The sequence below is a fragment of the Rothia terrae genome (genome assembly GCF_014705925.2).
In the GTDB taxonomy this organism is placed as follows: Bacteria; Actinomycetota; Actinomycetes; order Actinomycetales; family Micrococcaceae; genus Rothia; species Rothia terrae.
The window spans coordinates 517463-540026 of the sequence record NZ_CP061539.1 but is presented as its reverse complement, the minus strand read 5'-3'; the positions used below and the strand labels follow the sequence as shown (position 1 = coordinate 540026).

The window sequence follows — 22564 nt, the reverse complement described above, 5'->3', positions numbered from 1 at the left end:
GGTACAAAACCGGGCTGAAAAGGTGCGGTTCACAGAGGGCGGCGCCCCGTGCCATTGGTCATGCTGACCCTCTACACTGAACCTATGAGAATTTGGTCTGTTCACCCCTCCCAGCTCGACGCCAAAGGCCTTGTTGCCTGCTGGCGCGAGACACTCCTTGCACAAAAGGTTCTACAGGGCCTGACGAAGGGGTACACCAATCACCCGCAGCTCAAACGTTTTCGCCTGTGCGCTGATCCCGTGCAAGCAGTAGCCACCTACCTACATATCATTGCCGATGAGGCGGACTCCCGCGGCTACAACTTTGACCGCACCCGCATCGTAAGTTCCAGGCCTAAAACGGTTGAAGCTCTCATGCCTGTGACGCAGGGACAGCTCGACTACGAGTTCGACTTTCTACGCCAGAAGGTAGAAGCCCGCGACGAAAAATGGTTCGCTACGCACTTTGCCAAGGACGCGCGTCCTGAAGCTCACCCGCTGTTTTATGTTATTCCCGGCGACATTGAAGAGTGGGAACACGTCAAAAACATTACTAAGTAATCTTTGTGACTGGTTAGTACTTAGCACCCCAAATATGTGAAGATTTTAACCATGGCTAACGAACAAAAGAGTGCAGAGATTCAGCAATCCATCGACGAATGGCAGGGACGCCTGGACGCAGGCGCAGATCCCGCAATCGTCGAGGAAATCATCGGTAAGCTCAAGGCTGAGCTAGCTGAGATTTAAGGCTAAGCGTCTTCGCGCTCAGCGCCAGAAGAGCCCCGCAGGTATGGGAACCTGCGGGGCTCTTTTTACTTTGTGTACACTCTTTATCCCTGGGCACAACGATTGTCGCAGTACATAGGAAGAAAGAGTGTACGAAAGCTACCGGGTTAGGCTGCTACCGTCGCGCAACCGTCCGGGCAGACGCGCTTGGAATCGTCAGCCGCGCATTCCGGGCACAGCAGAATCAGCTCTCGGCAGTCCTCATTAGCGCAGTTCTCAAACTTATTTGAGGGAGCGCCGCACTGCTCGCACTTGCCGATAGTCACGGTGTCAGGGGTGAACTCCATGTGCATACGCTTATCAAAAACGTACAGTGAGCCTTCCCAGAGTTCCTTGTCGCCGTACTTTTCGCCGTAGCGCACAATGCCGCCGTCAATCTGGTAAATCTCTTTGAAGCCGCGGTTCTTCATGAGAGCTGAGAGAATCTCGCAGCGGATGCCGCCGGTGCAGTAAGTAACAACGGGCTTGTCTTTGAGGTCGTCGTACTTGCCCGACTCGATTTCTTTAATGAAGTCGTGGGTGGTGCGAACGTCCGGAACAATCGCGTTCTTGAACTTGCCGATCTTCGCCTCAAACGCGTTGCGTCCATCAAAGAAGACGACCTCGTCGCCGCGTTCTTCAACGAGCTTGTTCACTTCTTCGGGCTTGAGGTGGACGCCGCCGCCCACTACGCCGTTTTCGTCCACCTGCAGTTCGTCGGGAGCACCGAAGGCAACGATTTCGTCGCGAGCTTTAACAGACAGACGCGGGAAGTCTTCTGCACCGCCCTCGGACCACTTGAACTCCATACCCTTGAAGCCGGGGTACTGGCGGGTTTCTTTGGTGTACTGCTTGACGGCGTCAATCTCGCCACCGACGGTGCCGTTGATGCCGTGCTTAGAGACGATGATGCGTCCGCGCAGACCCAGCTTTTCGCACAGTGCACGCTGCCAAAGCATCACTGCGGTAGGGTCTGAAATCGGAGCAAACTGGTAATACAAAACAATTCGGTTAAGAGCCACGTAACTATTCTAAGCTCTCAGCCGGTTGCCGCCCTGAACTTTATTGGGGTCAAATCGCCGTTTTGGGTGGGAAATTACACCCAAAACGGTGACTTCGTCCCACGTTTTAGATCGGCGATTCCACGCCATCTACGGCAGACCAGCAGTACATGCGGTAGTTGGATGCGGTGACGTCACCCGGGCCGTAGACCTCAAGGTTGACGCCGGTGGGGGTAACGTCCTTCTCCGGAATGAAGGTGGAGTGCAGGTACTCGAAGCCGGGTTTGATGGAGTCAGCTGCCGGGCCTTCCACCAGCACGGTTGCGTACATGGCAGCAGGTACAACGACACCTGTGAGGCCCAAAGCCGCCACGGCAGGGATGCCCTGCACAATAAAACCTGCGGTGTAGGTAAAGCCTTCATCGGCAGCGTCCGGCATGAGCACACCCACTTTTTGCAGTTTGGCGGTGGCTGTTTTTTGCTCGTCGCTTACACGCTCCAAAAGCTCGTCCCAAACTGCCGCGAAATCGGTGCTCTCGGTGGCGTTCACGGTCACGCCCGCGACCAAAAAATTGCCGTACTCGATTAGTGCTGTTTCCATAATGTGTCTCTGCCCTTCGTCCTTCTTCACCCAAACTACAAAACCGGGGCCTAAACCACCAAGTTTAAGCCCCGTTAGTCGATTCATCCTCACATAGGTTCACGAATGCTAACCCTCAAGCATCCGATATTTTCCACGGATTAATGAGCGAAACATCAATAGCGTGAAAGTCTTTTTCATTTCTCGTCACAAGCTTCATCCGGTGATTAACAGCAATTGCAGCGATAAAGCAGTCGCGTTCAGGACGCGGGTCTGGAACCTGGAAAGCCGCTGATACCTGAGCAGAACGAGAATCTAACGGAAGAATCCTTCCGTCAAACATCGGGAGCAGCTGATGCCGGTACCACTTTTCCAGCTTCTGCCCCTGCTGTTGATCTTTGCGGAGCATTCTTCGGACGCCTATTTCGACCTCGAATACTGTAAGAGCCGTGATGTATAAATCGCTCAGATAGTGGTTTTCAATCCATGCTTTTACATTGGCGTCGATTTTCGAGGCAGGTTTGCGGATCTCACTGACCACGTTTGTATCTAAAACATACATCTTAAAATTCCGGGTCTTGCACGGTGATTTCCACCGGTGCAAAGTCAATGTCGATGTCCTCTTCCATTGAAAGTGCCTCAATGAGCTTGTGCCCGTCAGCGTGCGCAGGTTTTGTGAGCTTGTTGTACTGTTCGTATGACAGAAGGACGTAAGCGGGAGTACCTCGATCGGTCACGACAACGGGTCCTTCTTGCGCCGCACGTTTTGCCGCGCTAACGTCCTGGTTGAATTCTCGGGCCGACACTAAAGTGGTCATTCCAACCTCCTTTGTAGGATCTTACCTACAAGTATCAACCTGCCGGTACAAGATGGCAAGGTTTCATTACTTCAGCTAACTGCGCCTGCTCACGCTGCACGTGAAAACCGGGGCTTAAACCACCAAGTTTAAGCCCCGGTCGCTGATACGTCGCGGACGCGGTTCACCGCTGAAAGCCGCGAGAAGCCAGCCACTAACGCTAGATTTCTACGACCATCTTTCCGGTGTTTTTGCCCGAGAACAAGCCGAAGAAAGCGTCCAGCGCGTTGTGAAGCCCTTCAACCACGGTTTCGTCGTAGGTAATCTCGCCGGAGATAAAGTGCGGTGCGATTTCTTCGCGGAATTCCTGAGCGAACTGTAGGTAGTCCTGCAGAACAAAGCCCTTCATGCTCAGCGAGCGCGTCACAATATTGGTCATAAAACGCGGGCCGGGGATGCTGTTGGGGTCTTTTTCGTTGTAGACCGAAATCGCTCCGCAGAGGGCTGCGCGTCCGTAACGGTTAAAGCTGTTGAGGGCCGCTTCTAGGTGGTCGCCGCCGACGTTGTCGAAGTAGACATCGATGCCGTTGGGTGCTGCTTCTTCAAGCTGGGTGAGAATCGGCGCGGCTTTGTAGTCAATGCCCTGGGTGAAGCCAAAACGCTGAGTGAGAAGAGCTGTCTTCTCAGATCCGCCCGCCGAACCAATAATTTCGCGAGCTCCTTTGAGTTTTGCGATTTGGCCGACCATCGAGCCCACAGCACCCGCGGCACCCGAGATAAAGACGTTGTCGCCTTCTTTGAGCTCGGCTACCTTCATTAAGCCCATGTAGGCGGTCATGCCGGTTAGTCCCAGTGCGCCGAGGTAAACGGAGGAGGCGACATCGCCCAGTTCCTGCGCCTGTGTGAAGGCCTGGGCATCTGCCTGCGCGATATCGCGCCAGCCCAAGAAATGGGTGACGAGGTCGCCTTCACTGAACTCCGGGGAGGTGCTTTCGATAACGCGTCCTACCGCCGAGCCTTGCATGGTTTCGCCCAGTTCAAAGGGCGGAATGTAGGACTTTGAGTCGTTCATGCGTCCGCGCATGTACGGGTCTACCGAGATGAACTCGTTGCGCACGCGCACCTGGTTTTCGCCAAGGTCGGGAAGCTCAACGGTCACGGTTCGAAAATCCTCGGCTACGGGCATACCGGCCGGACGGCGGACAAGCTGAATCTGTGTACTTTTGTTTTCACTCATAAAAGGTAGAACGCTACCTCCGCCGCGGATATTTCTTGAGTGACGCACCTGACATACAACAACCGCTGAAGGTGTATTTTCCAAAAGCTCCTGCAAACTAAATATAAAAATGCGTTCCCCGTGTATTTTTGTACGGTCAACCACAACCATTATGAGGGGAACTCATGTCTCTGCTTTCTAAAAACCAACCGGCGAAGTTTGTCATCAGCCTCTTTATCGCCCTGTTTATGGCGCTTGGCGCATCCAGCCTCGCCTCAGCTGCCCCTGCCGTTTCTAACGTCTCATCGCTCAAAAAGATAAATTCGTACGAGTACAAGGTGCTGAAAAAGAACTTCACCGGTCAGCAGATTAACGCACTTGATTCTATGGCGACAGACCAAGAAATTAGCCAGCTCGTTGCCGTTATTCAGAACCCGAACGCGGCAGTTGAAACGGTCAACCAGCCTCGGCTCATGGTGGCAACCTATGCAAGTTCTGCGCCGAACGGATGCTCGTACTCACCCGACAGCTTTGGGTCAGCTAACTTTAAACCCACCTGCGATGCCCACGATTTGTGCTACTCAGATTTCAGCACCACCGACCGCATTGGCTGCGATAAAACCTTCCTTCAAGGACTTCTTGCTGAGTGTAGCCGCGTTTACACCGGTATCAAGCGTTCTACCTGCAACGTGGTAGCTAATACCTACTACACCGCGGTGCGTACCGTAGGCGGTAGCTTCTACGAGGGTCAAGGTTCGGCTGCCTAATGAAAATTAGCTCGGTCTTCGCTTTGCTGACGAGCCTTAGCGGTGTTATCGCGCTGGGACTATTCCTGTGGATCTATGTGGAAGGCACCGTTCTCGGCTCGTCAGATCCCAATATCGGCGGCGGAATCCTCTTGTTGCTATCGATTGCTCTGACGGTTATTTTTGCCGTGCTGTGGGCGGGCTTCGCACTCTACGAACGTGCTAAAAAGCGTCGGAATCGTCAGTAGCTTACCAACAAAAACTCCCCTGCCATGTGTTGCTCAAACGCGCACGTGACAGGGGATTTTTTAGTTCATCTCGCAACCTGCGAGAGACTAACTAGCCGTTGGTACCCAGTACAAACCGGCGTCCTACCAGCTCATCGGGTGTAATTTCTACGAATTCCAGTTTGACGGTATTGAGCCAGGGTCGAATACCGAGGGTGGATGCGCGTTCAATGTCAGCGGTATCTGTCAGCAGACGCGCTGTACCAAAGACGTTCACCGAGTATGCCTCGCCGCCGGTGATGTTATCGAACTGCAGGGTGGCTTTATCGTTGAGGATCAACTGGGTCAGCTTTGAACCCGGCGCGGTCTGAAAATAGAACTTACGGTCTGCTACCGCGATATTCAGCGGGGTAATGTGCACAACGCCTTCGTCGGCTGTGCCCAAGCGGGCAAAGCGCTGGTGCTCGGCAAGTGCCCAAATCTCATCGTCAGTCAACACGGTGACAGGTTTTTCGGGTACGCCGGCGCTGTGTTCATTAGCGTCTTTGCTGATGTTCATGGGAATACTCATACCTCTATTGTGCACCAGAACACATGGCAGATGCACGGGGTTATCGTTTCTCAGGCACAATATGAACATGGCTTCTTTTTCTTCAGACCCGCAGTTTCTTGAGCTCATGCGCCGCCTCGGATTTTCTTCGGTGCCGCCCGAGGTAACTCACGTGCGAACCATTGCGGCGCGGGATGCTGTGACCACGCCGTGGCCGCAGTGGGTTCATGAAGATGTTGCCGGTGTTTTTCGAGGTCTTGGCATTGATGAGCCCTATCTGCACCAGGTTCAGGCGGCTCAGGCGGCGCACGACTCGAGCGGCAAAGAGCACGTCATCGTGGCAACCGGTACGGCCTCGGGTAAATCGCTTGCCTACCAGATTCCTGCATTGGATGCAGTGCATCGTGGAGAGCTAGACCCCGGTGCGGGATTCGACCGCAATGAAGCCACCGTTCTCTACTTCTCCCCCACCAAGGCACTGGCTGCTGACCAGCTCGCGTCTCTGCGGTCGCTCGGACTTTCCACCGTTCGCGCTGAAACCTACGACGGCGACACGGACGTTGTCACCCGCCGGTGGATTCGTGATCACGCCAACATTATTCTGTGCAACCCTGACATGTTGCACTTTGGTATTCTGCCGAATCACGCGCGCTGGGGCTCGTTCTTACGCAAACTCAAATACGTGATTATTGATGAAGCCCACAGTTACCGCGGGGTATTCGGCTCTAACGTGGCTAACTTGATGCGCAGGTTGCGACGCGTGTGCCGCCAGTACGGGGCAAAGCCGGTCTTTATCGGGGCGTCTGCTACGTCGGCAACACCCGGCGCTTCTTTTGCCCGGCTTCTCGGCGTGGATGAGTCAGCCGTTACCGCCATTACGCAAGATACTGCACCGCACGGCGAGTCCACGGTCGTTCTGTGGGAGCCGGAGCTCAAAGAGAAGGTCAACGATAAGTTAGCCGCCAAACCTGCCAGCGGCGGCGAAAACGGTGCTCCGGTGCGCAAGAGCGTGATCGAACAAGCCTCTGAAATGCTGACTGACCTAGTCGTTGATCGCACCCGCAGCATTGCTTTTGTGAAATCACGACGCGCGGCTGAGGCTATTGCCCAGCGTACCGGTCAATACTTGGACGAAGTTGAAGTGGGGCTTGCACACCGTGTGCAGGCCTATCGCTCGGGTTATCTTCCCGAAGAACGACGCGCCTTAGAGCAGGGTATGCGTTCGGGCGAGTTACTGGCTGTGGCTAGTACCAACGCCCTTGAGCTGGGTATTGATATTGCGGGCTTGGACGCGGTGCTGGTCGGCGGCTGGCCGGGCACACGCGCGTCCTTCTTCCAGCAAATTGGTAGAGCGGGGCGAGCAGGCCAGGAATCCATGTCGGTGTTTATCGCCTCCGAAGATCCGCTTGATACCTATCTGGTGCACCACCCGGAAGACATTTTTGATAACGGTGTTGAAGCAACCGTTTTTGATCCCACCAACCCCTATATTCTTTCGCCTCACCTGTGCGCTGCGGCTGCCGAGGTTCCCCTGCGCACCGAAGAGCTAGCGCTATTTGGTGAGACTGCACGCGCCCTCGTTGACCGCCTGGTTGCCCAGGGTTACCTACGAGCGCGCGCTACGGGTTGGTTCTGGACGCACCCTGAAAGTGCTTCTGACCTGGTTGATTTGCGAGGCGGCGGTGGTTCTCCCCTGCAGATTATTGATGTTGAAAGCGGTGCGGTAGTGGGCACGATGGGTGCTGCGCAGTCGCATGCACAGGCTCATCCGGGAGCTATTTATACGCACCAGGGCGCAACCTTTGTGGTTGAAGATTTGGATGAAGAAAACGGTGTGATTGCGGTGTCTCGCGCTTTTCCTGATTTTTATACGCAGGCTCGAGATATTACCGAGGTCAGCGTTTTGGCTGAGGAAGAATCCGAACAGTGGGGCCCGGTGACCGTGCATTACGGTAAGGTGCGGGTGCGTAACCAGGTGGTCTCGTATCAGCGGAAGTCTTTGATTGGGCAAGAAGTTCTGGGCGAAGAGCCGCTGGATTTATCACCGCAGAATCTGATGACGAGTGCTGTGTGGTTTACGATTCCGCCCACCGTCATGACCGGCGCCGGTGTTGAAGAGAAGGACTTTCCCGGTGCGCTTCATGCCGCCGAACATGCGTCCATCGGCCTATTGCCACTGATTGCTACCTGTGATCGCTGGGATATTGGTGGGCTGTCAACGGCACTGCACATTGATACCGAGATGCCCACCATTTTTGTCTATGACGGCTATCAGGGCGGCTCGGGATGCGCTGAACGCGGTTTTGTTGCCGCACGCAAGTGGTTGCAGGCAACCCTAGATACCATTGAGGCGTGTGAGTGCGAGAGCGGATGCCCATCCTGCGTGCAGTCCCCCAAGTGCGGTAACCGTAACGAGCCTTTGGATAAGGACGCTGCCGCCCGTGTGCTTCAGGCGCTGTTGATACACTCGGGAGCCTTGAACTCCACGATCTAGTGTTCAACAGAATCTTCAGCATCACTTACCGTTCGGTGGTCCCGCCCTTGATACTGATTCAGCCGGGCCTATAAAGACGAACGGCCCTGCCACAGTAACCTGAACGCGCACGTCCATGACTTCGCTATCTTCAGCCGGGGACGCGCATCCTACCAGCTGTGCTTTATTGGCAGTGGCCACCTGCTCGGCAACGTCGCAGGGGTCGCCGCTTCGTAAACCGCGTGCGGCGTCCGCCGCGGCGAGCGCGCTCAAATCGGCGGCGGTGGTTGCTCTGTGATTAGCCGATGACACTGAGATGAGTCCTGCGATCACGCCCAAAAAGATGAGCAGAACGGCGATAATTCCGAGCACTACGATGGTTCCGCTGCCGCGCTGGTTCTCGCTCATTCAGCACCGCCTCCTTGCTCTTTAGGTACGGATGCGCGTGCCTGTTGCTCGATGCTTCCGAGGGTTCCGATGACGCCCGGTGCGCGGGTGGTGGCGACAACCGTCATCATGGTGCCGTCATCCATCACGTGCACGGCAAAATCAGAGTCGATGTCACCGGCTATTCTGCTGACGGTTTCTGCTGTTTCACCGCGTGCCGCCGCGCGGGCACCCAGCCGGGCTGATTCTTCGAGTTTGATTTGGGTGGCGCCCACGGCACAGGCGCCGAGCACCAGGGCGAGAATAAAAACAACAGCCGGTAGCATGAGCGCGAACTCTGCGGTGGTGGTACCGCTTTCGCGGTGGTCTTCTGACGATAGGCAGAAGTTGAGACGGGTATTTTCAGGGGTCATGGTGGTTCCTTGCTCGCGGGCTATCCGTATAAAAACCTAAAGCGCGCATCTACCTTTTCAAGAAATAACGCCGGTAGATGCACGCTTCAGGTTCACGGTGATTCTTCTTTACATACCGGTGCTCAAAGCGTTGCGCACAATGCCCATGAGTAGCTCGCGTACTTCGTCGGATTTCAAGATCACAACGAGCAGTCCGGCGAAGCCGACGGCAGCCAACATGACGATGCCGTACTCAGCGGTGGTCGCGCCTGCCTCCGGATCATGCACTAAGGCGTTGTGTTCCACGACGTCCCCTTCAAGAACGAGCTCTGAATCGTGCACTGAACGCTGGGCTGAGATTGGTTCGAGGTTCTGAAAATGTCCCACGGTGGTTCTCCTAAGATAAGACTGGTGTAAGTGAGGGGCCGCTGGGTGAAGCGGCTAATTCCAGAGTGCACCGGTGGCGCACGGCTGTACAGCAAAACCCAAAATCTGTGGATAAACCAGCCGTTTGTGAGGCCTGTGGATAACAATTTTCGCTATCCACAACCTCAATCTTCATCAAAAAGCCGGTTATCCACACTCGGTCACCGCCCGAGCATCGTGGGTATCAGCGACATCAGTACCGGCAAAACCCCCAGACAGATAAAGGCCGGCAAGGAACACACGCCCAACGGCACCACGAGTTTTACCGCTAGCTTGGCAGCGGATTGTTCTGCCCGTCGAAACTCGGTGCGACGCGCCCTAGCGGCTGCCGCACGGAGAATATCGGCGCTCGGCGCACCGGCAACAGTCACCACAGCCAGCGTGTCTTTAAGCTGCACCATGGCAGGATCAAGCGCGGTCGCATCCGCCCACGCCCACGCGTCCTTCCAGGGCAGACCGGCAGAAAGACGCTGAGAAACCGCCTTCAATACTGCACTGTGCGCGGTGTCTACCTCAGCCAGATGCATCAACGATGCGCTCAGGGACAACCCGGTTTCTTGCAGAGTGGCGATCAGTTCTAGCAGTAGAGAAGCATCGAGCCCTAAGCCACTTTCGGCAGTCGACAGCCCCATAGCAGCGCCCTTAGGCTCAGAATCGGCGCGCTGTCGCAGACGCCGCAGCATCACCAGCGCACCGGCGGCACATAAACAGCAACTAAAGAAAATAATCAGTAGGGTATCCACCGGTTACAGCTCCATTTTCTCGGCGCAGGTCACAAGCCGAGTGGTCCATTTTCTGCCGTAGAGCGCCAGACCAATTCCGAGAATTCCCACGAGCGCACCGGGTATTGATCCGAAGAGCAGTCCCAGAGGGTTCGTTCCCATGAGAACGCCCAGGCCAAGCCCCAGTAAGGGTAACCACGAGAGGATGCTCCCGGTTGCTTTAGGTCCGGCAAGCGCAGAGGTTCGAGCTTCGAAAGCATCCATGTCGTTCTCGCAGTGCGCGGCGTAGTGTTCTAGAAGGGTTACGAGCGCAGCACCCGTAGAATCGCTGATCTGCCAGCAGGCCAACAACTGGTGCGCTCGGTCAGCGGAGTGCTCGCGTGTGAAGGTGCAACTGCGCTCTATACCTGTCAAGGAGTGCCCTACCCGAAGCCGTGAGAGGCAGGCGCGAAGGAGCAACCGTTGGTCATTGCGTGCTCGTACTACGGCTAAGGGATCTGAAAAATCGTGTCTCTCATCGATTTCTGAATCGTAGTCCGCCACAAGGTATTCAAAGGCGGTGCGGACGTTGCATCCGGCACGAAGCAGGGCGGCGAGTTGCCAGATCAGGGCGGGCCAGAGTTCCATTTCGTCGCTGTGAGCGGTGCGTTCGAGGCGCAACTTAGCCCAGCGGTATCGAGTGGCGTCGCGAACAGTGTACAACCACCTGATGAGCTGAGCCAGCAACCCCACACCGTTGCTAGTGGTTTGACGCGTCATAGTGCTTGCTCCATTGCTTCGCGCAGGTGGATTCCGCCGGTGTGCCATTTGAGCCGCCCGGTCGTAGGGTTCACGCTGCAACAGGGCACGGTTTGTAGTTCGTGGTTGTTCAGCTCAAACCGTGAAATCTGCGTAATGATGCGGTGACCACCGACTTTTTGGCAGTGAATGACGTAGTCCAGGGCGGTGGCGGCCTGCAGCGAAGTAGCTTGCGGTGTCAGTCCTGCCAACGCTCCCATCGCGATGATGCGGGCGGGCGTCGCATCCGCCGAGTTCGCGTGCACGGTGGAGCCAGAACCGCTGTGTCCGGTGTTCATTGCCATGAGCAGGTCAATAATTTCAGCGCCGCGGCTTTCACCCAGAATCAGCCGGTCCGGGCCCATGCGAAGCGCCTGCTGAATCAGCATTTGTAGGGTGATGGCGCCGCGTCCTTCTGCGTTTGCTGCGCGGCTGGTGAGAGCTACAGTGTGTGCGTGAGCCGGCGCTAGTTCCGGTGAATCTTCAAGGGTGACCAGTCGTTCTTCTTCAGCGCATAACCCTAACAGGGCGTTGAGGAGTGTTGTTTTGCCACTGCCAGTACCACCGCTAATCACAAAATTAGCGCGGGTTTTCATCATTGAGATGAGCACCGGCATCAGCTGGGGGTTGCTGTGTGCTAACCACTGTTCGAGCGTCAGCCGCCTAGCGGGTTGAACGCGAATAGAGAGCACGGTATTCTCGCCCGCTACCGGCGGCAGCACAGCGTGGACGCGTTGGCCGCGTTCGGTCTGAACGTCATTAGCAGGAACCGATTCATCGAGCCGAGCACCGCACGAGGTCACTAGCCGGGTTGCCAGCGAGCGCACCGCGTCCTCATGATCGAATTGCAGGTCGGTTTTGTGCATGCCGAAGCTACCGTCCACCCATACGTCTGCCGGTGAGTTGACGTAGATGTCGGTAATCCCGTCAAGCTCCAGTAGGGGTTCTAGTGGCCCTAGCCCCTCAAGGTGCGCGGCGATTATTTTCTGTACGTCATGCTTCTGTTCAGGTGTGAGATCTGCGTGTTCTTCTTCAAGAAGTCGAGCGCAACTTTCAGTGGAGAACTCCGCCGATGCCAGCAAAGAAGCGTCCATGATGGCGCGAGCAATGCCAGCAGTATCAACTTCGTTCGATGGTGCCCGGTAAGCGGCGGGGGGTTCAGCAACGTCAAAGACCTCCGCGGTGTGCAGCTGGTCCTCATCAGGTTGAGTATCAGAGGCCTCTGGTTGTTGAGGCGACCTCTGATACCTTGCGCTGTCTTTGAGTCCCGTTGAAAATTTCGGCGGGTACTTACCGGCTAGCTGAAAAAGAGTCGGTGGGGTCTGCGCACGCGTCGTGGCATCAGGTTCAACTGCTTCGTCATCGAACCGAGGTAAGGACGCGGGTGAGATAGTGGCGTTGGGATGGTTCATGCTTGCCATTGCACCAGATTTTCAGCGGCACACAACCGTGTGCTCTCAAACCTGTGGATAACTGCTCTCAAACAGCGAAGATGTCCACATTGAGCGGTTATATGGTTCTCATGGTGCGTCATAAACCGCCATAATGAGGGTATGTACATTGTGATTGCTCCCCGCCCTGCTCACGGCACGAACGCGCCTGAGCAGTGGGATGCGATAACCTACGTACCCGGCGGTCAAGGTACTGAACGCAGTTTTACGCGTGAGCAACTGCCTGAGTTTATCAAGCTGGTCATGAGCAAGAACCGCTCTCAAATTATCCGGTGGACGTGGGATCATACGAAGAATGTTTATCCCATGCTGTTGGATGCGGGGGTGAGTGTTGCCAGCTGCCACGACCTCTTTTTGGTGCAGCGTATTTTGCGCACGGCTGCCACGAGAGCGCAGAATAAGCTGTCTTACACACCGCAAGTCGTCTTAGCAGCATCCGAAGAACCTGCCGGGCACCTTCTGCCCTCTGCTCCGGCACCGGGGCAGGATTCTCTGTTCGAGACCCCCGATGAGAATAACGACCAGTCCCCTACAGCCCGCGAACTCATGGACGAGCTTCACGCGCAACTCCAAGCTATCGCGTCCGCGCCTGCGCCCGGTCGGCTTTCACTTCTGGCAGCCGCTGAATCGCAAGGCGCTCTCATTGCCGCTGAGATGAAGCACTGGGGAATGCCGTGGAACAAGAGCGTGCACGAGTCGATGCTGGCGCAAAAGCTTGGCCCTCGTCCGGCTGCCTATGAGCGTCCCTATGAATTACAAAAATTAGCGGCTGTTATCAGCCAACGCCTGGGCGCGCCCAACCTCAACCCTGATTCTCCTGCGCACCTGCTCAAAGCCATGCAAAATGCTGGCATGCGCGTGGGTTCCACCCGCAAGTGGGAGTTGCTCAGCTGGGTGGAACAGGCACCTCACCAAGAAGAACGGTATCGACGAGAAGAAATCGTCACCCCTATTCTGGAGTATAAGAAGCTCTACCGGCTCTTCACCGCCAACGGCTGGGCATGGCTCGATGCGTGGGTGCACAATGACCGTTTCTACCCCGCCTACGAGGTGGGCACAGCCGCAACCGGCAGATGGGGTGCGCACGGCGGCGGTGCCATGCAGATTCCCAAGGACGTTCGCCACGCAGTGCAAGCTGAGGACGGTATGCGCCTGATTGTCGCCGACGCGGCGCAGGTTGAGCCGCGCATCCTTGCCGCGATGAGCGGGGATCGCGCTCTTGCTATCGCCGCCCGTGGAACCGACCTGTACGCGGGCATTGCTGAAATTGGTGAGCGCACTGGCTCGCCGCTGGCGAGTAGGTCTGCGGCAAAAATTGTGATGCTCGGTGCTATGTACGGCGCGACCACAGGTGATTCGGGCAAGCTGCTGCCCCACTTCCGCAAGCTCTTTCCGCAGGCTATGCAGTTCACCGAGGACGCGGCGGCTATCGGTGAGCGCGGCGGGCAGGTGATCACGCACTTGGGCAGAACCTCGCCTGCGCCGGATACCGCCTGGTTTGAGACGCAGCGCGATGTGTTCACTGCCGAAGCGGAGCGGCGGGCGAAGACATTGGCGCGCTCGCAGGGGCGGTTTACCCGCAATTTTGTGGTGCAGGGAACCGCCGCGGAGTGGGCACTGTGTTGGATGGGTCAGATTCGCAAGCGCCTAAGGAGCGAAAAACTTTTTGGGTTCCCGTTGAAAACTCACCTCGTCTACTTTTTACATGATGAGGTCATGCTTTACGGCCCGGAACGCGAGACCAAGCTGTGCGAGCGCATCGTCAAAGAATCAGCAGAAACCGCCGCGCGTATGCTCTTCGGAGAGATTCCGGTGGATTTTCCCGTGAGCATCGTGGTGACCGATAACTATGCGAAAGCTAAGTAAAGTAGAACGCTAAATCGGCGCCGCCTCGCTTCGCGTCCTATCCCACTCCTGCGACCAACCCAGCGCGTCCAGCACGCGGTCGAGAATAACGCCGGTAAAACCCCAAATGCGGAAGGTTTCGCCGTCTTGCGAAACATCAAAAGCCGGGGACTTATGTTTCACTCCCCCGCGCTCAACCGTTACGTACAGGCGGTGAGCGGGATCGACGAGGTCGGCCACCGGAACACGCAACACCAGCGATGATTCATCGCGATCAACCACATCAACATCACTGGGTTTAGTCCACCAGCCAATAACGGGGCTTACCTCAAAGTTAGAAACAGGCAGCGGCACATCCTTGATAGCGCCCAAAACCTCCACTCCGGCAGGGTCCAGCCCGGTTTCTTCAACAGCCTCCCGCAAAGCCGCAATATGCGATACGGGCACGCCCTGCGCTTTCACCTGCTCATAATCCTCAGGGTCAACCTTGCCGCCAGGGAAAGCCGGCTGCCCCGCATGCGAACGCAAGGACGCGGCACGCACCAAAATCAGCACATCCAAGAAAGCGCCGACGCTCTCAGGGCAGTCCGTGCTCTGCGCAGGCTGAGAATCCAGCGCGCCAAACAAAATCAGAACAGCCGCCCTCTTACTCAACGCGGGATCAACCTCGCCGACTTTCCAGCGCTCGCGATCCGAGAAATCAGTGACATCATTCTGAACAAGTTTCAGCAGGTCAGCACGTGCTTGATTTAAAATCTGCTGCTTAGTTTTAGGCGCCAAGAGGGTACCCTTCTGCTTGCAATTGACGGCGGCTAGCACCCTGCACGAATTTCAGGTGCAGGTCTTCGCGTCCCGGCGCCATCTCGTACTTCATAAGTTTTCGAGCCTTAGCCTCATCGGTTTCCCCCGCACCGTATGAGGGGCACAAATCGGCAATAGGGCACACGCCGCAGGCAGGTTTGCGGGAGTGGCAGATGCGACGACCGTGGTAGATCAGGCGGTGAGAAAGCATCGTCCAGTCTTTGGGTTCAAAAAGCTGAGCGACGTCGCGCTCCACCTTCACGGGGTCTTCTTCGCGCGTCATTCCCAGACGGCGGGCTAGGCGGCCAAAATGAGTATCAACGGTGAGTCCCGGAACATCAAAGGCGTTACCCAGCACCACGTTGGCGGTCTTGCGCCCTACCCCCGCAAGCTTGATGAGCTCCTCAAAGGTTGAAGGCACCTCACCGTCAAACTCGTCAACAAGCTGCCCTGCAAGGTTCCTGATGGAGCGGGTTTTAGCGCGGTAAAACCCGAGGGGCTGAATCAAATCTTCAACGTCCTCCGCCCTCGCCTGCGCCAAATCTTCCGATGTGGGATAGCGGCGAAAGAGCGTGGGCGTTACCGAGTTGACGCGCACATCGGTAGTTTGTGCAGAGAGCACCGTGGCAACCAGTAGTTGGTAGGGGCTCTCAAAATCTAGTTCAGCAACGGCGTACGGGTAGGTCTCCCCCAAAATCGTATTGGCTTTACGCACGCGTCGTTTAAGACCGATCTCGGTTTCACCATTTTTCTCGCGTCGCGCTTTCGCCTGCGCCGCTTTGAAGGGCGGGATCACGCGAATTTCAAGCAGTTTTCTGTCGTCGCTTGTCAGTGCGGACGCGGGATGTGAGGGAGAGTTTGCCATGGTTCAACATTACCCGGGGACGATGCTGAGCGACGCACATTTGCAGGCTGACGTGAGTCAATGCGCTCCTGGCGTAAGAGGTTCGGTCGCCAGCTTGCACCTCACCTTTTTGTGCAACACGCCTCGTAACACTATGACACACGACACTATTTTCTCTAAGGTAGTCACAGAAGTTTATCGTGACGCACATCATAAAGACGCGTCCTCTCACCACGAAAGGGAGATCAATGGCTGATACCCCGCAGACTTTTGCACCCAGCGAAGAATTTTCAGCACAGGCGAATGCAACCGCAGCGCTCTACGACGAGGCAACCGAAAAAGGCACCGAGTTTTGGGCTGAGCAGGCTCGCGAGCTTTTGACCTGGTCAAAGCCCTTTACCGAAACTCTCGACTGGTCAAACCCGCCTTTTGCCAAGTGGTTTGCCGACGGCGAGCTCAACGCCTGCTACAACGCCGTAGACCGTCACGTTGAAGCCGGCAACGGCGACCGCATCGCTATCCACTTTGAGGGCGAGCCCGGCGACACCAAAACCTACACCTACGCACAGCTCAAGGACGAGGTTTCCCGCGCAGCCAACGCATTTGAGGCTTTGGGCGTGACCAAGGGCGACCGCGTTGCCGTCTACCTGCCCATGATTTCAGAGGCTGTTATCACCATGCTGGCGTGCGCTCGCATCGGCGCTGTTCACTCCGTTATTTTCGGCGGTTTCTCAGCAGATGCTGTGCGCTCACGTGTTGAAGATGGCCAGGCTAAGTTGTTGGTCACCGCCGACGGTTCCTTCCGCCGCGGCAAGCCCTCTATGCTCAAGCCCGCTGTTGACAAGGCACTGTCCGGTGAGAACACCGTGCAGAACGTTGTTGTGGTCAAGCGCAACGGCGAAGACATTGACTGGGTTGAAGGACGCGATGTCTGGTGGCAGGAGGTTCTCGAGGCTGCTTCAACCGAGCACACCCCGAGCGTTCAGAACGCTGAAGACCCGCTGTTCATTCTCTACACCTCGGGTACCACCGGTAAGCCCAAGGGCATTTTGCACACCACCGGCGGCTACCTGACTCAGGGCGCATACACCCACAAGAACGTCTTTGACCTCAAGCCCGAAACCGACGTGTACTGGTGCACCGCAGACGTCGGTTGGGTCACCGGCCACTCCTACGTTGCTTACGCACCGCTGGTTAATGGCGCTACCCAGGTCATTTACGAAGGCACCCCTGATTCCCCGCACCGCGGACGCTTCTGGGAGATTGTTCAGAAGTACGGCGTCACCATTCTCTACACCTCGCCGACTGCTATCCGCACCATGATGAAGTGGGGCGAAGACATTCCCGCCGAATACGATCTCTCATCACTTCGCGTGCTGGGCACCGTGGGCGAGGCCATCAACCCCGAGGCATGGACCTGGTTCCACCGCGTCATCGGTGGCGGCAAGTGCCCCATTGTTGACACCTGGTGGCAGACCGAAACCGGCGCCATCATGATTTCTCAGCTCCCCGGCGTCACCGTTGCTAAACCCGGTTCAGCGCAGCAGCCACTGCCCGGCATCAAGGTTGATGTGGTGGACGATTTGGGCGAGACCCTCGGCAATGAGCAGTCCGGCTTCCTAGTGGTACGTGAGCCGTGGCCGTCTATGGTTCGCACCATTTGGGGCGACGATGATCGCTTTGTTGACACCTACTGGTCACGTTTTGACTCCATGTACTTTGCAGGTGACGGCGCTAAGCGCGATGCAGACGGCGACGTGTGGGTTCTGGGACGCGTGGACGACGTCATGAACGTCTCTGGTCACCGCCTCTCAACCCCCGAAATTGAGTCCGCTTTGGTATCGCATCCGAAGGTTGCTGAGGCTGCAGTTGTTGGTGCGCCCGATGAGACCACCGGCCAGGCTGTTATTGCTTTCGTCATCCTGTCTGATGAGGCTGTCTCAGAAGGCTACGACGAAGCTACCCTGCCCGAAGACATCCGTGCTCACGTGGGCGTTGAAATCTCACCGATTGCAAAGCCCAAGAAGGTTCTCATTGTGCCCGAGCTACCTAAGACTCGCTCCGGCAAGATCATGCGTCGTCTGCTCAAGGACGTTGCAGAGAACCGTCCCGTAGGTGACGTCACCACCCTGGCTGATTCATCAGTCATGGACGTCATCGTCGAAAAGTACAAGGCATAGACCCTGCGCTTTTCCCCAAGATTTCACCCTGCCTCTAGTGATTGAAAAGTTTGTGGTGAGCTTTCTAATCCACGCACGGTGAACCATGAAGATGCCCGGTAGCAACAAGGCTACCGGGCATCTTTGCTATTGATTGTTTTTTGGTGAAAACTTGAGGCTATGGCACGCACTATTTTTGTACTTAACGGCCCCAACCTTAATTTGCTGGGGCATCGCAAGCCCGAAATTTACGGCTCCACAACCTTGAGCGACATTGAGCAGCAGGTTCGTGAGCGTGCGTCCTCTCACGGTTTTGAGATTGAGTTTTTTCAGTCAAACCATGAAGGCGCGTTGGTCGATGAAATTCAACGAGCCCGTACGCAGGCTTGCGCCATGATCATCAACCCTGCTGCGTACACGCACACTTCTGTTGCTCTCCACGACGCTTTAGAAGCCGGTGAGCTACCCGTAGTTGAGGTGCACCTGTCGAACATTCACAAGCGTGAGGTGTTCCGCCACCACTCATTTGTATCGCCGCAGGCAACCGCGATTATCGCTGGTGCCGGAGCGTTTGGCTACACTATGGCGGTAGATTTCCTAGCGCAACACCTCGCCTAGCGAACAGCTACCTAGTGAGCGGGGCACTGGCCGGTATCGACAGGCTGGGTAAGACCTTGAGCAGCGGTCAGAGCATCACTGATAACCGATGCAGGAATTGCGTACCCGCTCTCGCCCTCGGTTGACTTCGCGAAGATTTGCGCCACGACTGCACCGTTTTCATCGAGCACTGGCCCACCAGAGTTTCCCTGCTCAACGTGAGCAGCTAGCTGGTAGACCAGTCGCGAGGGGTTCTCCCTGCCGGTTGTCGAGTCAACGGTACGGCTGTAGCCAAGACCCTGAACGGTGGCAGGACGCGCATCAAACGGACCGCCCGCCGGGTAACCCATGAACGAGACGTCCGTACCCGAGGCGACCTCCTGACCAAGGGGCAAAGGCGTCAGCGAGAAATCTTCATTGATGCGAATAAAGGCAATGTCCTGAGCCTGGTTCGCGTACACCACAGTGCCCTGGTACGTATTGCCCTCACGATCTTGCACCACGGGCTCAGTGACGCCAGCTACAACGTGTGCGTTGGTGGCGACAAGCGCATCATCAATCACAAAGCCGGAACCTTCAGAAGTGTAGCCGCACTGTTCGGCAGCACCCAGAATCTGCACCACCGACTGCGACGCTTGCTCAAGTGCCGCGTTCTCTAGCTGCTGTGTAGGTGCCTGGGCCTGCGGATACATCAAAGATGTAATTTCAGGAATACGGGCATCGGTCAACACATCGTTACGCACGCCGTTAATAGTGTTCTTCCAACTCTGCGGAACGTTGCGTTCAAGGGTGCTCACGATTTTTGAATCGCTCAACGCGTGGGACACCGCGGGCATCCCCAGCGGTTTGAGCGTCAGTGAAAGAACCACGATTAACAAAACCGCAATCACAAAATTGAGAAGTCCGCCCAGCAGTCGTTCCACCGTCTTCAAGGGCGTACGATCGCTGACCGAACGCATCCAGCGTCCCACTAAAAAGCCCAGCCACTGCCCCAGACTCAAACACACAATCACCGCGATAACAATGGCAAAGATATACCAGTTATCCGGCACCTGCGTAGCCGCCCAAGGCGCCACAATAACAGCCGCCGCTACACCAGCAATAAAGCCAGCAAGAGTTCCCAGAGAAATAAAGAACCCCTTGCTAATACCGGAAATAACGTACAGCAAAATCACGATGGCGAGCACAGCATCAAGCAGAGTAAATTGTTGTAGCATACAGCTCCCGGGTAAGGTATCTACAGCAACAGGCAGCTACACACTACATCGTTCCTAAGATACGTAGAGATGAAATTTCATACTAAGCCGAATCACTCCAAAAAGTGAGGGTAACGAAGAAAAATTCAGTGCGCTCTTAGGCAAATATCAGGTTACGAGTGATGTATCTAGCCTCAATTTGATGTAGGCTCGATAGTAGTTGAATATGTCACAAAGATTTTTAGTGGTAGGTGGCTACGAGGTTTAGCTGAACCACGCGTACCATTTACACAGTTTTTCAAACACACTGAAATTGATTTAAGGAGAACAATGGATATTGAAGTACTGCGTCGCGCACCGCTGTTCGCACAGCTCGATGACGAAGCATTTGCAGCTTTGACCGAAGACATTACCGAGGTTGATTTGACCCGCGGCGCAACCCTTTTCTACGAAGGCGATCCCGGCGATCAGCTCTACTTCGTCGTCTCAGGCAAGATCAAGCTCGGCCGCACCGCATCGGACGGACGCGAGAACCTCGTTGCTATTCTCGGCCCCGGCGAAATCTTCGGTGAAATGGCTCTGTTCGATCCTTCACCGCGTTCAACCAGCGCAACCGCTGTGTCAGAAACCCGTCTGGCTGGTGTAAAGCACGAGTCACTGCGCAAGGCAATGGAGAAGTCACCGAGCATCTCAGCTCAGGTTCTCCAGGCTCTTGCTCGCCGCCTGCGCCGCACCAACGAAAACCTCGCAGACCTGGTCTTCTCAGACGTTCCCGGTCGCGTTGCAAAGGCACTGCTCGACTTGGCTGACCGCTTCGGTCGCCCCGCAACCGACGGTGTTCTCGTTGCACACGAACTGACTCAGGAAGAGCTGGCTCAGCTGGTTGGCGCATCACGCGAAACCGTGAACAAGGCTCTTGCTGAATTCGTTTCACGCGGCTGGATTCGCTTGGAAGCACGCGCGGTCGTTATTCTCGACCTGCAGCGTCTGCGCAACCGCTCACGCTAAGCATAAGCTAGCGCATCAGCGCATAGTTTTAAATGCCGAGAGGGGGGCGGAGAAGACTTCAAGTCTTCTCCGCCCCCTCGGTCTTTTCAGCTTGCAAGAATTCCCTTGAGAGTGAACCTGTTTTACTCGCTAGGAACAACCGCAGCCGTTGCAGGGAATGTTCGCGTGGACCGCGCGTCCTGCACACCTGGCTCGCTAAAAGACAGGTAGCACTTACCGTTGGCTGCCATCTTGGTCTCCGGTTTCTTGAGATCAATGACGCGTTTCTTAGACAGGAAGGCAATGGCGCTCGGAGCTTTAGCAATGGATTCCAAAACGCACAGGACGCCCGGGTTCACTAGCTCTTCCAAGGTCTTGCCAACGGTGTCGGGCTGACCGATTGCGTCACCCAGTTCTGTGGTTGCACGGTGATCCAAAAGTTCCTGCGCTGAAAGCCACTGCCCCCAAATGCCCTTGCCTTCAAGTAGCGTAGGATTTTGTCCAACCGGCACAGCGGCAGCGAAGTAGTGAACATCGTAGCGCTTGTGGAAGTAATCCGGTGACTGCCAACGGGCAATAGGCTTGAGCAAATCGGCACGCAACTTGAGATTACGCTTGCTCAAAAAGTCGTTGAAGTCCTTGCTTTGACTAGCAATAGCCACGCGAGAACTCATGTTCTCGTGAGTATTGAGAGTCTCGACAGTACTGGTGTCATCAACACCTGCCAGAAGCAAACCGGTTTCTTCAAAGACCTCACGGATAGCAGCGGTGACAGCTGCGCGCGCAGTCTTTGGATTATGCTCGCCGAATTTCTCAGCCCACTGAGTCTCACTCGGGCCAACCCAGGGCTGCATATTCGCATCGTCGTAAATAGCAAGACCACCGGGGAACGCAACGCGTCCCATCGGCGACTTACAGCGGTAGGTCATGTACGTCTCAACGCCGTTAGAGCCATCGCGCACAAAAATGACGATAGCCGCCGGCTTAGAGTTACACACCACCTCAGCGCCCTCTTCAATCCACGAACGAGCAGAATCCTGCTGCGACTCAGGAATAGAGTAGTGGCGTTCAGCCTGCGCACCGCGCGGGCTCAGCTTAGTCTCTTTACGCGGACGCACCGTCTTCAGCGCACCGGTGTAGAGGGCGGGGTTAGACATACTCAACGATGATTTCTACCTCAACCGGTGAATCCAGCGGTAGTACCGGAACACCAACAGCGCTGCGAGCATGACGACCAGCATCGCCAAAAACATCACCCAACAGCTCAGAAGCACCGTTAATAACGGCGGGCTGGGCGGTAAATGAAGGATCTGAAGACACAAAACCTACAACCTTAACCACCTTGGTCACGCGGTCAAGATCGCCAATAACAGACTTAACAGCAGCCAACGCATTCAGCGCAGAGATAGCGGCGTACTTTTTAGCGTCCTCAGGGCTCACAAAGCCCTCGCCCTCATTGACCTTACCGGTTTCAGGCAACGCGCCTTCAACGAAAGGCAACTGACCGGAGGTGTACACGTAGTTACCGCTAGTAACAGCAGGAACATACGACGCGACGGGGGCAGCAACCTCAGGAAGGGTAAACCCTAATTCTGCGAGGCGGTTTTCAACGCGATTTACACTCATGATTGAGACTTCTTTACAAA

Annotated in this window: 26 protein-coding genes; 9 read left to right on the top strand and 17 right to left on the bottom strand. The window is 55.9% G+C overall.

Features of this window, described 5'->3' with window-relative positions; genetic code table 11:
- The first annotated feature begins 48 nt into the window (after window positions 1–48).
- The gene (locus IDM49_RS02580) at window positions 49–540 is read left to right on the top strand and encodes a pyrimidine dimer DNA glycosylase/endonuclease V (RefSeq protein ID WP_322745989.1); all 492 of its coding nucleotides are present in this window, start codon (window positions 49–51) and stop codon (window positions 538–540) included.
- Between the two features lie 51 nt (window positions 541–591).
- Entirely contained in the window at window positions 592–726 is a 135-nt protein-coding gene (locus IDM49_RS12390; RefSeq protein ID WP_265578802.1) for a hypothetical protein, read from the top strand.
- A 146-nt stretch (window positions 727–872) separates the two neighbouring features.
- Here the strand turns inward: IDM49_RS12390 and trhO are convergent, their stop codons facing one another.
- From trhO to IDM49_RS02555, 5 genes are all read right to left on the bottom strand, one after another.
- Window positions 873–1766: an oxygen-dependent tRNA uridine(34) hydroxylase TrhO gene (trhO, locus tag IDM49_RS02575; protein WP_190724923.1), complete on the bottom strand. Its 894-nt coding sequence runs from the start codon at window positions 1764–1766 to the stop codon at window positions 873–875.
- Between the two features lie 106 nt (window positions 1767–1872).
- Window positions 1873–2346 carry a GyrI-like domain-containing protein gene (locus IDM49_RS02570; protein ID WP_190724922.1) on the bottom strand — a complete coding sequence of 158 codons (474 nt, stop codon included), beginning with the start codon at window positions 2344–2346 and terminating at the stop codon, window positions 1873–1875.
- Between the two features lie 115 nt (window positions 2347–2461).
- Complete coding sequence (locus tag IDM49_RS02565) at window positions 2462–2887, bottom strand: type II toxin-antitoxin system VapC family toxin (RefSeq protein ID WP_168614824.1); 426 nt, start codon at window positions 2885–2887, stop codon at window positions 2462–2464.
- A gap of 1 nt (window position 2888) precedes the next feature.
- The gene (locus tag IDM49_RS02560) at window positions 2889–3143 is read right to left on the bottom strand and encodes a type II toxin-antitoxin system Phd/YefM family antitoxin (RefSeq protein WP_168614825.1); all 255 of its coding nucleotides are present in this window, start codon (window positions 3141–3143) and stop codon (window positions 2889–2891) included.
- 199 nt (window positions 3144–3342) lie between these two features.
- The gene (locus IDM49_RS02555; protein ID WP_190724921.1) at window positions 3343–4359 is read right to left on the bottom strand and encodes an NADP-dependent oxidoreductase; all 1017 of its coding nucleotides are present in this window, start codon (window positions 4357–4359) and stop codon (window positions 3343–3345) included.
- A 164-nt stretch (window positions 4360–4523) separates the two neighbouring features.
- On the opposite strand from IDM49_RS02555, the gene IDM49_RS02550 reads away from it, so the two are divergent.
- Both IDM49_RS02550 and IDM49_RS02545 read left to right on the top strand, forming a co-directional pair.
- A complete protein-coding gene (locus tag IDM49_RS02550; protein ID WP_190724920.1) occupies window positions 4524–5105 on the top strand; it encodes a phospholipase A2 in 582 nt (193 codons plus the stop codon).
- Window positions 5105–5332: a hypothetical protein gene (locus IDM49_RS02545; protein ID WP_190724919.1), complete on the top strand. Its 228-nt coding sequence runs from the start codon at window positions 5105–5107 to the stop codon at window positions 5330–5332. Before IDM49_RS02550 ends, IDM49_RS02545 begins: the two co-directional genes overlap by 1 nt.
- Before the next feature lie 91 nt (window positions 5333–5423).
- Here IDM49_RS02545 and IDM49_RS02540 read toward each other — a convergent pair whose 3' ends face one another.
- Entirely contained in the window at window positions 5424–5882 is a 459-nt protein-coding gene (locus IDM49_RS02540) for a pyridoxamine 5'-phosphate oxidase family protein (RefSeq protein WP_228008161.1), read from the bottom strand.
- A gap of 67 nt (window positions 5883–5949) precedes the next feature.
- Here IDM49_RS02540 and IDM49_RS02535 point away from each other — a divergent pair, with 67 nt between their 5' ends.
- Window positions 5950–8355, top strand: a complete 2406-nt coding sequence (locus IDM49_RS02535; protein WP_190724918.1) for a DEAD/DEAH box helicase — start codon at window positions 5950–5952, stop codon at window positions 8353–8355.
- Between the two features lie 21 nt (window positions 8356–8376).
- Here IDM49_RS02535 and IDM49_RS02530 read toward each other — a convergent pair whose 3' ends face one another.
- The 6 genes from IDM49_RS02530 to IDM49_RS02505 form a co-directional block, all read right to left on the bottom strand.
- Window positions 8377–8742, bottom strand: coding sequence for an Rv3654c family TadE-like protein (locus IDM49_RS02530; protein ID WP_168614831.1), 366 nt, complete (start codon window positions 8740–8742; stop codon window positions 8377–8379).
- Complete coding sequence (locus IDM49_RS02525; protein WP_168614832.1) at window positions 8739–9134, bottom strand: TadE family type IV pilus minor pilin; 396 nt, start codon at window positions 9132–9134, stop codon at window positions 8739–8741. The genes IDM49_RS02530 and IDM49_RS02525 overlap by 4 nt, the downstream gene beginning before the upstream one ends.
- Before the next feature lie 108 nt (window positions 9135–9242).
- Window positions 9243–9500: a DUF4244 domain-containing protein gene (locus IDM49_RS02520; protein WP_168614833.1), complete on the bottom strand. Its 258-nt coding sequence runs from the start codon at window positions 9498–9500 to the stop codon at window positions 9243–9245.
- 200 nt (window positions 9501–9700) lie between these two features.
- Window positions 9701–10282, bottom strand: coding sequence for a type II secretion system F family protein (locus IDM49_RS02515; RefSeq protein WP_190724917.1), 582 nt, complete (start codon window positions 10280–10282; stop codon window positions 9701–9703).
- A gap of 3 nt (window positions 10283–10285) precedes the next feature.
- Window positions 10286–11020, bottom strand: a complete 735-nt coding sequence (locus tag IDM49_RS02510; RefSeq protein WP_190724916.1) for a hypothetical protein — start codon at window positions 11018–11020, stop codon at window positions 10286–10288.
- Complete coding sequence (locus tag IDM49_RS02505) at window positions 11017–12450, bottom strand: CpaF family protein (RefSeq protein WP_193836670.1); 1434 nt, start codon at window positions 12448–12450, stop codon at window positions 11017–11019. The genes IDM49_RS02510 and IDM49_RS02505 overlap by 4 nt, the downstream gene beginning before the upstream one ends.
- A gap of 141 nt (window positions 12451–12591) precedes the next feature.
- On the opposite strand from IDM49_RS02505, the gene IDM49_RS02500 reads away from it, so the two are divergent.
- Window positions 12592–14355 carry a bifunctional 3'-5' exonuclease/DNA polymerase gene (locus tag IDM49_RS02500; RefSeq protein WP_190724914.1) on the top strand — a complete coding sequence of 588 codons (1764 nt, stop codon included), beginning with the start codon at window positions 12592–12594 and terminating at the stop codon, window positions 14353–14355.
- A gap of 9 nt (window positions 14356–14364) precedes the next feature.
- On the opposite strand, the gene IDM49_RS02495 is transcribed toward IDM49_RS02500, so the two are convergent.
- Both IDM49_RS02495 and nth read right to left on the bottom strand, forming a co-directional pair.
- On the bottom strand, window positions 14365–15114 hold the full coding sequence (locus IDM49_RS02495; RefSeq protein WP_228008160.1) for an NUDIX hydrolase: 750 nt from the start codon (window positions 15112–15114) through the stop codon (window positions 14365–14367).
- Window positions 15104–16000, bottom strand: coding sequence for an endonuclease III (gene nth / locus IDM49_RS02490; protein WP_190724913.1), 897 nt, complete (start codon window positions 15998–16000; stop codon window positions 15104–15106). Before nth ends, IDM49_RS02495 begins: the two co-directional genes overlap by 11 nt.
- Window positions 16001–16227: 227 nt before the next feature.
- On the opposite strand from nth, the gene acs reads away from it, so the two are divergent.
- Together acs and aroQ are read left to right on the top strand one after the other, a co-directional pair.
- Window positions 16228–18159 (top strand): acetate--CoA ligase, encoded by a 1932-nt coding sequence (acs, locus tag IDM49_RS02485; RefSeq protein WP_190724912.1) that lies wholly within the window; start codon window positions 16228–16230, stop codon window positions 18157–18159.
- 159 nt (window positions 18160–18318) lie between these two features.
- Window positions 18319–18756 (top strand): type II 3-dehydroquinate dehydratase, encoded by a 438-nt coding sequence (gene aroQ, locus IDM49_RS02480; RefSeq protein ID WP_190724911.1) that lies wholly within the window; start codon window positions 18319–18321, stop codon window positions 18754–18756.
- A gap of 11 nt (window positions 18757–18767) precedes the next feature.
- Here aroQ and IDM49_RS02475 read toward each other — a convergent pair whose 3' ends face one another.
- Complete coding sequence (locus IDM49_RS02475) at window positions 18768–19952, bottom strand: MarP family serine protease (RefSeq protein WP_190724910.1); 1185 nt, start codon at window positions 19950–19952, stop codon at window positions 18768–18770.
- A 309-nt stretch (window positions 19953–20261) separates the two neighbouring features.
- On the opposite strand from IDM49_RS02475, the gene IDM49_RS02470 reads away from it, so the two are divergent.
- On the top strand, window positions 20262–20939 hold the full coding sequence (locus IDM49_RS02470) for a Crp/Fnr family transcriptional regulator (RefSeq protein WP_168614842.1): 678 nt from the start codon (window positions 20262–20264) through the stop codon (window positions 20937–20939).
- Window positions 20940–21061: 122 nt separating this feature from the next.
- On the opposite strand, the gene IDM49_RS02465 is transcribed toward IDM49_RS02470, so the two are convergent.
- Together IDM49_RS02465 and IDM49_RS02460 are read right to left on the bottom strand one after the other, a co-directional pair.
- Window positions 21062–22075 carry an NUDIX hydrolase gene (locus IDM49_RS02465; RefSeq protein WP_190724909.1) on the bottom strand — a complete coding sequence of 338 codons (1014 nt, stop codon included), beginning with the start codon at window positions 22073–22075 and terminating at the stop codon, window positions 21062–21064.
- Window positions 22068–22544: a RidA family protein gene (locus IDM49_RS02460; protein WP_190724908.1), complete on the bottom strand. Its 477-nt coding sequence runs from the start codon at window positions 22542–22544 to the stop codon at window positions 22068–22070. The genes IDM49_RS02465 and IDM49_RS02460 overlap by 8 nt, the downstream gene beginning before the upstream one ends.
- Window positions 22545–22564: the final 20 nt, after the last annotated feature.

Bases quoted from the DNA above. Each gene is read 5' to 3' on its own strand.
- IDM49_RS12390 (WP_265578802.1), top strand. From the start codon at position 592: ATGGCTAACGAACAAAAGAGTGCAGAGATTCAGCAATCCATCGACGAA.
- IDM49_RS02570 (WP_190724922.1), bottom strand. From the start codon at position 2,346: ATGGAAACAGCACTAATCGAGTACGGCAATTTTTTGGTCGCGGGCGTG.
- IDM49_RS02565 (WP_168614824.1), bottom strand. From the start codon at position 2,887: ATGTATGTTTTAGATACAAACGTGGTCAGTGAGATCCGCAAACCTGCC.
- IDM49_RS02560 (WP_168614825.1), bottom strand. From the start codon at position 3,143: ATGACCACTTTAGTGTCGGCCCGAGAATTCAACCAGGACGTTAGCGCG.
- IDM49_RS02555 (WP_190724921.1), bottom strand. From the start codon at position 4,359: ATGAGTGAAAACAAAAGTACACAGATTCAGCTTGTCCGCCGTCCGGCC.
- IDM49_RS02550 (WP_190724920.1), top strand. From the start codon at position 4,524: ATGTCTCTGCTTTCTAAAAACCAACCGGCGAAGTTTGTCATCAGCCTC.
- IDM49_RS02545 (WP_190724919.1), top strand. From the start codon at position 5,105: ATGAAAATTAGCTCGGTCTTCGCTTTGCTGACGAGCCTTAGCGGTGTT.
- IDM49_RS02540 (WP_228008161.1), bottom strand. From the start codon at position 5,882: ATGAGTATTCCCATGAACATCAGCAAAGACGCTAATGAACACAGCGCC.
- IDM49_RS02535 (WP_190724918.1), top strand. From the start codon at position 5,950: ATGGCTTCTTTTTCTTCAGACCCGCAGTTTCTTGAGCTCATGCGCCGC.
- IDM49_RS02530 (WP_168614831.1), bottom strand. From the start codon at position 8,742: ATGAGCGAGAACCAGCGCGGCAGCGGAACCATCGTAGTGCTCGGAATT.
- IDM49_RS02525 (WP_168614832.1), bottom strand. From the start codon at position 9,134: ATGACCCCTGAAAATACCCGTCTCAACTTCTGCCTATCGTCAGAAGAC.
- IDM49_RS02510 (WP_190724916.1), bottom strand. From the start codon at position 11,020: ATGACGCGTCAAACCACTAGCAACGGTGTGGGGTTGCTGGCTCAGCTC.
- IDM49_RS02505 (WP_193836670.1), bottom strand. From the start codon at position 12,450: ATGAACCATCCCAACGCCACTATCTCACCCGCGTCCTTACCTCGGTTC.
- IDM49_RS02500 (WP_190724914.1), top strand. From the start codon at position 12,592: ATGTACATTGTGATTGCTCCCCGCCCTGCTCACGGCACGAACGCGCCT.
- nth (WP_190724913.1), bottom strand. From the start codon at position 16,000: ATGGCAAACTCTCCCTCACATCCCGCGTCCGCACTGACAAGCGACGAC.
- acs (WP_190724912.1), top strand. From the start codon at position 16,228: ATGGCTGATACCCCGCAGACTTTTGCACCCAGCGAAGAATTTTCAGCA.
- aroQ (WP_190724911.1), top strand. From the start codon at position 18,319: ATGGCACGCACTATTTTTGTACTTAACGGCCCCAACCTTAATTTGCTG.
- IDM49_RS02475 (WP_190724910.1), bottom strand. From the start codon at position 19,952: ATGCTACAACAATTTACTCTGCTTGATGCTGTGCTCGCCATCGTGATT.
- IDM49_RS02470 (WP_168614842.1), top strand. From the start codon at position 20,262: ATGGATATTGAAGTACTGCGTCGCGCACCGCTGTTCGCACAGCTCGAT.
- IDM49_RS02465 (WP_190724909.1), bottom strand. From the start codon at position 22,075: ATGTCTAACCCCGCCCTCTACACCGGTGCGCTGAAGACGGTGCGTCCG.
- IDM49_RS02460 (WP_190724908.1), bottom strand. From the start codon at position 22,544: ATGAGTGTAAATCGCGTTGAAAACCGCCTCGCAGAATTAGGGTTTACC.